The 8,642-nt window shown below is 65.0% G+C and carries 6 protein-coding genes and 1 pseudogene; 4 read left to right on the top strand and 3 right to left on the bottom strand.

Annotated elements, in window-relative coordinates; translation table 11 throughout:
- Nucleotides 1-71: 71 nt before the first annotated feature.
- Together BLX41_RS22685 and BLX41_RS22680 are read right to left on the bottom strand one after the other, a co-directional pair.
- On the bottom strand, nt 72-1,460 hold the full coding sequence (locus BLX41_RS22685; protein WP_123726691.1) for a GTPase/DUF3482 domain-containing protein: 1,389 nt from the start codon (nt 1,458-1,460) through the stop codon (nt 72-74).
- Entirely contained in the window at nt 1,453-2,832 is a 1,380-nt protein-coding gene (locus BLX41_RS22680; protein WP_123726690.1) for a DUF2868 domain-containing protein, read from the bottom strand. Before BLX41_RS22680 ends, BLX41_RS22685 begins: the two co-directional genes overlap by 8 nt.
- Nucleotides 2,833-2,928: 96 nt before the next feature.
- On the opposite strand from BLX41_RS22680, the gene BLX41_RS22675 reads away from it, so the two are divergent.
- A complete protein-coding gene (locus tag BLX41_RS22675; RefSeq protein ID WP_123726689.1) occupies nt 2,929-3,441 on the top strand; it encodes a dihydrofolate reductase in 513 nt (170 codons plus the stop codon).
- 60 nt (nt 3,442-3,501) lie between these two features.
- Here the strand turns inward: BLX41_RS22675 and BLX41_RS22670 are convergent, their stop codons facing one another.
- A complete protein-coding gene (locus tag BLX41_RS22670; RefSeq protein ID WP_123726688.1) occupies nt 3,502-4,893 on the bottom strand; it encodes an L-cystine transporter in 1,392 nt (463 codons plus the stop codon).
- Between the two features lie 240 nt (nt 4,894-5,133).
- Here BLX41_RS22670 and BLX41_RS22665 point away from each other — a divergent pair, with 240 nt between their 5' ends.
- The 3 genes and pseudogenes from BLX41_RS22665 to BLX41_RS36020 form a co-directional block, all read left to right on the top strand.
- A complete protein-coding gene (locus BLX41_RS22665) occupies nt 5,134-6,189 on the top strand; it encodes an HAD family hydrolase (RefSeq protein WP_123726687.1) in 1,056 nt (351 codons plus the stop codon).
- Between the two features lie 491 nt (nt 6,190-6,680).
- Complete coding sequence (locus BLX41_RS22650) at nt 6,681-8,081, top strand: MBOAT family O-acyltransferase (protein WP_259745086.1); 1,401 nt, start codon at nt 6,681-6,683, stop codon at nt 8,079-8,081.
- Nucleotides 8,068-8,642, top strand: a pseudogene (locus BLX41_RS36020) (SGNH/GDSL hydrolase family protein); the annotation flags it as partial. The gene BLX41_RS22650 and the pseudogene BLX41_RS36020, both read left to right, overlap by 14 nt.

Raw genomic sequence — 8,642 nt, 5'->3', positions numbered from 1 at the left:
CTGAGGGCCCTTTCGCCGGCAAGCCCGCTCCTACAGAGCGCTGTAGGAGCCGGCTTGCCGGCGAAGGCGATCTACGCCTGAACCACCAAGGTTTCGGCCAGGGCCTCGATCTGCTCCTGACGCTCGGCCTGGCTCAGGCGCGCATGGGGATTGAGCGATGACCACTGCGGATGAGCCCGAGCCTTGCTCAGGGCTTGCGGCAACTTGCCCTCGCGCCAGTTCTTATCCTCCGGCGTGGCCAGTCGGATGCTGTCCATGGCCGCATGCCCGCGCCGGTTCAAGGCTTGCACCAGCTGCCGTTGGCGCAATGCCAACAGCCGCAGCACGCTGTCGTCCACGGTCAACTCGCGCTGGCCCTTGAGCTTGCCCAGCAGGCGACTGCCATAGCTGCGGGCGGTCTGCAGGGCGCCTCCGGCAATGGCCCCGGCCAACGCCGCGGCGCCCAGGGTCAAGCCGCCCACCAGCAGATCCACGCCGGCCCCGGCCGCTGCGCCCGCGGCGATCCCACCACCGACACGCACCCCCAGTTGCTTAAGGGTTTCCGGATTGAACAGGTCGTCGCCCCAGCGCCCGTCCAGCAGCGACAGATCGCTGGCCGAGGCATCCTGAGGGCGGAAAGCGTAGAGCTTGAGCAGGGCTTCGACACAGCGTTGCTCGCGCTGACGGATGGCCTGACGGAGTTCGCCAATCGCCTGCTGCTCCTGTTGCGTATCGCTGGCCACGCTGCGGCGGCAGGCGGCGCAGTCCACCAGCAGTTCGGCAATCAGCCGTGCCGCACTGTGCTGGCGCGCCAGGCGTTGTGCCTGCTGGTCGTCGATCAGCCGTTGCAGGGCAGGGCGGGCATGCTCCAGCAGCAGGGACAGGCTCTCATACAGGCGCCGTTCGCCGTCTTCCGGCGGCGCCACGCTGTCGAAGCGCACCAGGGCGTGCAACCCCAGGCGGGCCAGGGCTTCGCGCCAGTCGCCTTCGCGCTGTTCGGCGCTGCTGACGAAATTCAGCACCGGCAGCAGTGGCTTGCCGCAGCCGGCCAGGACTTCAAGCTCATCCCGGTACTTGGCCAGCACCGGTTCCCGGGCGTCGATCACATAGAGCCCGGCGTCCGAGGCCAACAGCTGGCGCAGGACCTTGGCTTCCTGCTCGAAGCGTTGCCGAGCTTCGCTGCCGTCGAGAAAACGTGCCAGCCGGGCCGGGCCGTCCAGGCGTTCTCCAGGGCGTTCCAGGCGCTCCAGATAATCCAGCAGGGCGATGGCGTCTTCCAGGCCCGGGGTGTCGTAGAGCTCCAGCAGGGGCTGGCCATCCACCGAGAGGCGGGCGCCTTCCACATGCCGGGTGGTGCTGGGGCGATGGGAGACTTCGCCAAAGCCCACGTCCCGGGTCAGGGTGCGCAGCAGTGAGGTCTTGCCGACGTTGGTGTGGCCGACCACGGCCAGTTTCAGTGCCCGGTGGCGTGGTTCAGTCATGACCGGTCTCCAGCCAGTTGAGGGGCGCGCAATCGGCGAACGGCAGCTCAAGTTGCTCCAGGGCCGCGTGCCAGTCGCCCAGACGAGCCGAGTCCAGCGCTTGACCTGGAGGCGCTTGCAGCAGCCAGATTCGCGTCGCCGCAGCGTTGCGGGCCAGTTCGGCAATCAGCCCCAGGCTGCCGCGATCCGGCGAGCGCCGCGGGTCGCAGGCAATCACCAGGCGCGCCGGGGGAAAGCGGCTCATCTGCTCCAGCAGGTGGTTGCGCGATTCGCGGCTGTCGAGGATGCCGGCGTCCTTGACGCTCTCCGGCAGTTGCGGCGGCCAGGGGCGCTGGTTGTCCAGTTCGATGGCCACCAGCAGGGTGCCGCTGCTGTCCTGGGCACTGACGCCGCCTTCGACCCGGTGCAACTGCTCGGGGGCCGCATCGTTGACCCCCAGGCGCTCGCTGCTGGGCATCAGGCGCTCACGCAATTGGGCGTAGCCCGGCAGGTTGAGGTCCAGTTGCAGACGGGCCTGCCCGTGTTTCCAGCGCCAGCGGCAGAACAGCATCAGTAGCAGGCGCGGCAGCACGCCGTAGATCGTCACCAGCACCACCAGCCAGATGGCCCAGGACTGGCGGATCAGTTCGGTGTTGTAGACATCCCGGGTGCTGGCCTGGATGCTCGCCACGCTCGGCGCGCCAAAGCCCAGGCCACGGGGCAGGGCACTCAAGGTGTTGGTAATGGCCACGAAGGCATCGCTGCCCAGCAGGGTACTTTCCCAGACAAAGCTGTAGCGGTGGGTGGTCAGCAGCAACAGCAGCATGACCACGGCGCTGAACAGGGCCAGGCACCACAGGCCGTTGACCAGGGCGCCCAGGGCCCAGCGATTGAGCTTGCGCCGCTGCAGCAACAGCAACAGGGCCGGTGGCAGCTGCGCGGCTTTGGCGTCGCGGGAGAATTTTTCACTCAGCCATAGCCACAGCCGGCCCAGGCTGGCGCTGTGCTCGCCGGCGAACAGCAGACCGATCAGCCAGCTCAGCAGCAGGATCAGGTTCAGGCCCAGCAGACTGCCCAGGGCCCAGAACACATTGACCGGTTGCTGGGTGTTGCCCAGGGCGCTGAAGGCCAGACCGGCACCGCTGAGGACCGCCAATACTGCCAGCATCAGCAAGGCCAGGCGGGCGCCTTGCAGCCAGTGCAGCAAAGCGCTGTGCAGGCCGTCGCGCTGGGCCAGCCACAGGGCGCGGTTCTGGATGCGGGTCGCCAGGTCGCCGCCCTGGTTGCGGGCCAGGCGGTTGGCTTCCTGATCGTCCAGTGGCCCGGCGTGCTCCTCGCGCAGGCGCACGGTTTCGGTCAGCCACAGTCGTTGCAGGGGAGTCAGTGCAGTCACGCGTCATTCCATCGCTCAAAAGTGCGCTGAGCATAACTGCTGCAGCGGCGGTCGGGTGAAGTTGCCAGGCCCGGGCCCTCTGGTATCCTCGCCGGCATGAAAAAAACTCTCCCTCTCAGCCTGATCGCGGCCCTCGGTGAAAACCGCGTGATCGGCGTCGACAACAGCATGCCCTGGCACTTGCCGGGGGATTTCAAATACTTCAAGGCCACGACCCTGGGCAAGCCGATCATCATGGGGCGCAAGACCTGGGATTCCCTGGGCCGGCCCTTGCCTGGGCGCTTGAACATCGTGGTCAGTCGTCAGACCGATCTGGTGCTCGAAGGTGCCGAGGTCTATCCGTCATTGGCGGCCGCGGTGGCGCGGGCCGAGGAGTGGGCCCTGGAGCGGGGGGCCGACGAGCTGATGTTGATAGGCGGCGCGCAACTCTATAGCCAGGGCCTGGAGCAGGCGGATCGCCTGTATCTGACGCGGGTGGCCTTGAGCCCGGAAGGGGATGCCTGGTTTCCAGTGTTCGATCTGGACCAATGGCAGTTGGTGTCCGATGTGCCGAATCCGCCGGAAGGGGACAAACCGGCGTACAGCTTCGAGGTGTGGGAGAAGCGTTAAGCGCTTCGCCGGCAAATCGGCCCCCGCAGGAGGTGGTCGACTTGCCGGCGAAGAGGTCAATCAAGCCTGAGCCAGTTCCTCGTGCTCATCGGCGTCCAGCAACGCCTTGTCGGTTTGCTGCATCACCTGGCTGGTGATCGCGCCGGCGGTCATCGAACCGCTGACGTTCAGCGCGGTGCGGCCCATGTCGATCAGCGGCTCCACGGAAATCAGCAACGCCACCAACGACACCGGCAGGCCCATGGCCGGCAGCACGATCAGCGCGGCGAAGGTCGCGCCGCCGCCCACGCCGGCCACGCCCGCGGAACTCAAGGTGACGATGGCCACCAGGGTGGCGATCCACAGCGGGTCCAGCGGGTTGATGCCCACCGTGGGGGCAACCATCACCGCCAGCATGGCCGGGTACAGGCCGGCGCAGCCGTTCTGGCCGATGGTGGCGCCGAACGAGGCGGCAAAGCTGGCGATGGACTGGGGAATGCCCAGGCGCCGGGTCTGGGCTTCGATGCTCAGGGGAATGCTGGCGGCGCTGGAGCGGCTGGTGAAGGCGAAGGTCAGCACTGGCCAGACCTTGCGGAAGAAGCGCAGCGGGTTGATCCCGGCCAGCGCCACCAGCAGGCCGTGGACCACGAACATCAGGCCCAGGCCGATGTAGGACACCACCACGAAACTGCCCAGCTTGATGATGTCCTGCAGGTTGGAGCCGGCCACCACTTTGGTCATCAGCGCCAGCACGCCGTAGGGCGTGAGCTTCATCACCAGGCGCACCAGGCGCATCACCCAGGCTTGCAGGGTGTCGATGGCGTTGAGCACCTTCTGGCCCTTGTCGGCATCGTCCTTGAGCAGTTGCAGCGCCGCCACTCCGAGGAAGGCGGCAAAGATCACCACGCTGATGATCGAGGTCGGCTTGGCCCGGGCCAGGTCGGCGAAAGGATTCTGCGGGATGAACGACAGCAGCAGCTGCGGCACGTTGAGGTCGGCGACCTTGCCGGCGTAATCGCTCTGGATCACTTGCAGGCGGGCCATTTCCTGGGTGCCGGCCACCAGCCCTTCGGCCGTCAGGCCGAACAGGTTGGTCAGGCCGATGCCCACCAACGCCGCGATGGCGGTGGTGAACAGCAGGGTGCCGATGGTCAGGAAGCTGATCTTGCCCAGGGACGAGGCATTGTGCAGGCGGGCCACGGCGCTGAGGATCGAGGCGAACACCAAGGGGATCACGATCATCTGCAGCAACTGCACGTAGCCATTGCCCACCAGGTCGAACCAGCTGATGGAGGCCTTGAGTACCGGGTGGCCGGCGCCGTAGAGGCTGTGCAGGGCGATGCCGAAGACCACGCCCAGCACCAGGGCCAGGAGGACCTTCTTGGCCAGGCTCCAGGTGGTGTGGCGGGTTTGTGCCAGGCCCAGCAGCAGGGCCAGGAACACCAGCAGGTTGAGGATCAGCGGCAGATTCATTGGGGCTCCGATAAGACGTGTGCCAATCGCGGCTCAGGGCGATTGCGAACCGGCAAGCCTAACAGCTTGAAATCTAATGAATTAATAACGATATCGCATGGCCACTGTCGTTTTTGGAATAAGCGGCTGACGCTCAGGCGCATGTGGCTGGCGCTTATGGAACGTAGACCGTCGTGCGCAGAAGAGAACTGTCACAGGGATTTGTTAGCGTCGAACCTTTCACTCAGGGAGAAACCGCAGATGAAGTTCGCGCCGAAATTTCTAGCCGTTGCACTCTGCCTGGGCCTTTCCGGCCAGGCCTTCGCCACCGAGTTGAAGCATTGGCCGCAGGAGCAGGCCAAGCAACTGGACGCGATGATCGCGGCCAACGCCAACAAGGGTAACTTCGCGGTGTTCGACATGGACAACACCAGTTACCGCTACGACCTGGAAGAGTCCCTGTTGCCCTACATGGAAAACAAGGGGCTGATCACCCGCGAGACCCTCGACCCGTCGCTGAAACTGATTCCGTTCAAGGACACCGCCGAGCACAAGGAAAGCCTGTTCAGCTACTACTACCGCCTTTGCGAAATCGACGACATGGTCTGCTACCCCTGGGTGGCCCAGGTGTTCTCCGGCTTCACCCTCAAGGAGCTCAAGGGCTATGTCGACGAGCTGATGGCGTCCGGCAAGCCGGTGCCGAGCACGTATTACGACGGTGACGTGGTCAAGACCATCGAGGTCAACCCGCCCAAGGTCTTCACCGGCCAGACCGAGCTGTACAACAAACTGATGGAGAACGGCATCGAGGTCTATGTGATGACCGCCGCCTCCGAAGAGCTGGTGCGCATGGTCGCCTCCGATCCCAAGTACGGCTACAACGTCAAGCCGCAGAACGTGATTGGCGTGACCACCCTGCTCAAGGACCGCAAGACCGGCGCCCTGACCACCGCGCGTAAACAGATCACCGACGGCAAGTACGACGAGAAGGCCAACCTTGGCCTGGAGCTGACGCCTTACCTGTGGACCCCGGCCACCTGGATGGCGGGCAAGCACGCGGCGATCCTGACCTACATCGACGAGTGGAAGAAACCGGTGCTGGTGGGCGGCGACACACCGACCAGCGACGGCTACATGCTGTTCCATGATGTGGACGTGGCCAAGGGCGGCATCCACCTGTGGATCAACCGCAAGGACAAGTACATGACCCAGCTCAACGGCATGATGGCCAAGCACGCCGCGGCCCAGGCCAAGGAAGGCCTGCCGGTGACGGCGGATAAGAACTGGGTGATCGTCAAACCCGAAGACATCCAGTAACCCTGCCCGCTACACCGCCCCTCTGTAGGAGCCGGCTTGCCGGCGAATCGGCCTTTGGGTCTGGCGTCGCCCTCGGGGACGCTTTCGCTGGCAAGCCAGCTCCTACGGTAAACCGGTCCGCCAAGCCGCCCCACTGTAGGAGCCGGCTTGCCGGCGAATAGGCCTTTGGGTCTGGCGTCGCTCTTGTGGACGCCTTCGCTGGCAAGCCAGCTCCTACGGTAAACCGGTCCGCCAAGCCGCCCCACTGTAGGAGCCGGCTTGCCGGCGAACAGGCCTTTGGATCTGGCGTCGCTCTCGCGGACGCCTTCGCTGGCAAGCCAGCTCCTACAAGGGTGTCTGTCGTTCGGTGCGGAGCCGGTGTCCGCCATAGGCGGAGAATGTTTCAACTTGTGACTGCCAAAGCCCCTCTGCCATAATCGCGCCCGTTTCCACGCCCCCTCCTGCTCTCCCTGTGCCGGGTTCGTCCCCGTCTGCACGTAATGGACTACGTTGTGAGCTATCTCTCGATCGAATTCGGCCTCTGCTTCATCCTGTTCTTCATTCTTTATTGGGGCCTGGGCTTCAGTCTGCGTCTGCAGAACGGCCTGCTGCTGGCTGCCAGCTACGCGATCCTCGCCAGCTTCAGCCTGAACTTCCTCTACATCCTGCTGGGCTACACGGCCCTGGTGTATCTGCTCGGCCTGTTGAGCCAGCGTTATCCCGGGCGGGGCTGGGTCAATGGCCTGATGTTGCTGCTGGTGCTCGGGGCTTTTTACCTGTTCAAGTACCAGGACTTCTTCACCAGCACGGTGCAGAGCGCCTTCGCCCTGTTTGGTGTGGAAGTGTCGCTACCGTTGCTGGAGGTGCTGTTGCCGGTGGGGCTGTCGTTCTATGCCTTCCACTCGGTCAGCTACCTGGTGTCGATCAACCGTCGAGAGCTGACGCCGGGCTCGCCTTTCGACCTGGCGCTGTACCTGGCGTTTTTCCCCAGCCTGATCGCCGGTCCCGTGAACCGGGCGATCCCCATGCTGGAACAGATCAACCCGCCGCAGTTGCGCCAGGTGCTGGAGCCGCAACGGGCACTGGGCCTGATCGCCGTGGCGGTGGTCAAACTGTTCTTCCTCAGCTCGTGGCTGGCCAACGAATGGGTCGACCCGGTGTTCGACAGCCCGGTGGCCTTCTCGGCCGAGCAGATCCTGCGGGCGGTGTACGGCTATTCGTTCCTGATCTACTTCAACTTCAGCGGCTACACCGATCTGGTGACCGGTATCGCCTTGTTGCTGGGCTTTCGCCTGCCGTTGAACTTCAACTACCCCTATGCGGCGCGCAACCTCAAGGAGTTCTGGGGACGCTGGCACATCAGCCTGTCGACCTTCATCCGTGACTACGTGTACATCCCGCTGGGGGGCAACCGGGGGCCGGTCTGGCGCGGCAACCTGAACATGCTGCTGGCGATGCTGATCTCCGGCCTGTGGCACGGCGCCAGCGCCAACTTCATTATCTGGGGTGCGCTGCACGGCGTTGGCCTGGCGCTGTACAAACTGTGCAGCCCGTGGCTGGCCCGGGGGCCGAGCTGGATCGGCTCGGATCTGATGGCTCGCCTGTTGACCTTCCACTACGTGGCCTTTGCCTGGATCTTCTTCCGCTGCGCGACCTTGTCCGACGCCATGGACATGCTCAGTGGCCTGGGCGGCCTGTCCTTCGCCGGGCTGGCCGGCAGCGCCCTGAGCCTGTTGGGCTGCCTGTTGTTCGTCGCGCTCTACCCACGGATCGTGGCGCTGCTGCAGCGCCTGTTCGATGCTGCCACCGGCTTGCCGTGGCTGTTCTATCCAGTGCCGTTGGGGCTGTTCATCTGCGTGGTTATCTTCGCCTCACCGTCGGGCGTGCCGGGGTTCATCTATGCCAGTTTCTAACCGTTCGCCCTTGTCGGTCAGCCTCGGCAGCGCAGCCAAGGTGTTCTATGCCCTGGTGGTGACCAGCCTGTTGCTGGTGTGGTTCAACCAGCAGTCGATCCGTCTCTACTGCCAGCAGAAGTACCACGATGACTGCGAGATCCCGGGGTTGTCGCAGAACCCGCAGTGGCGCTTTGGCGCACAGCTCAACCAGGCCCTGGAAAATGCCCGGGTGGCCTTTGTCGGCAGCTTTGCCGCGACCGCCGACCTGAGCCTGGTGGCCCAGGCGGAAGCGGCCGCGGACGAGGAGCTGGAGCCTGCGCCGTTGCCGAAGCTCTCGGCCGCGCCGGCGCCCGAGCACCCGCCGCTGAGTGCTGCTCACGCGGCACCGACCCATACGGCACCCCAGGCTCCAGTCCCGGCTCCGGCCCCGGTGCATCCGCAGCCAGTGGTCGTGGCTCCCGTGGTCAGCCATCCACCCCAGGTCGAGCAGGGGCACGCGGCGCCGCTGATGGCCAGCCTGGCCACTGGGGATGAGGTGTTCTTCGTCGGTGATTCCCTGATGCAGGGCGTGGCGCCGCA

Origin of the sequence: Pseudomonas protegens, assembly GCF_003732485.1 — a bacterium.
In the GTDB taxonomy this organism is placed as follows: Bacteria; Pseudomonadota; Gammaproteobacteria; order Pseudomonadales; family Pseudomonadaceae; genus Aquipseudomonas; species Aquipseudomonas protegens_B.
This window is presented reverse-complemented; position numbering and strand designations above follow the sequence as displayed.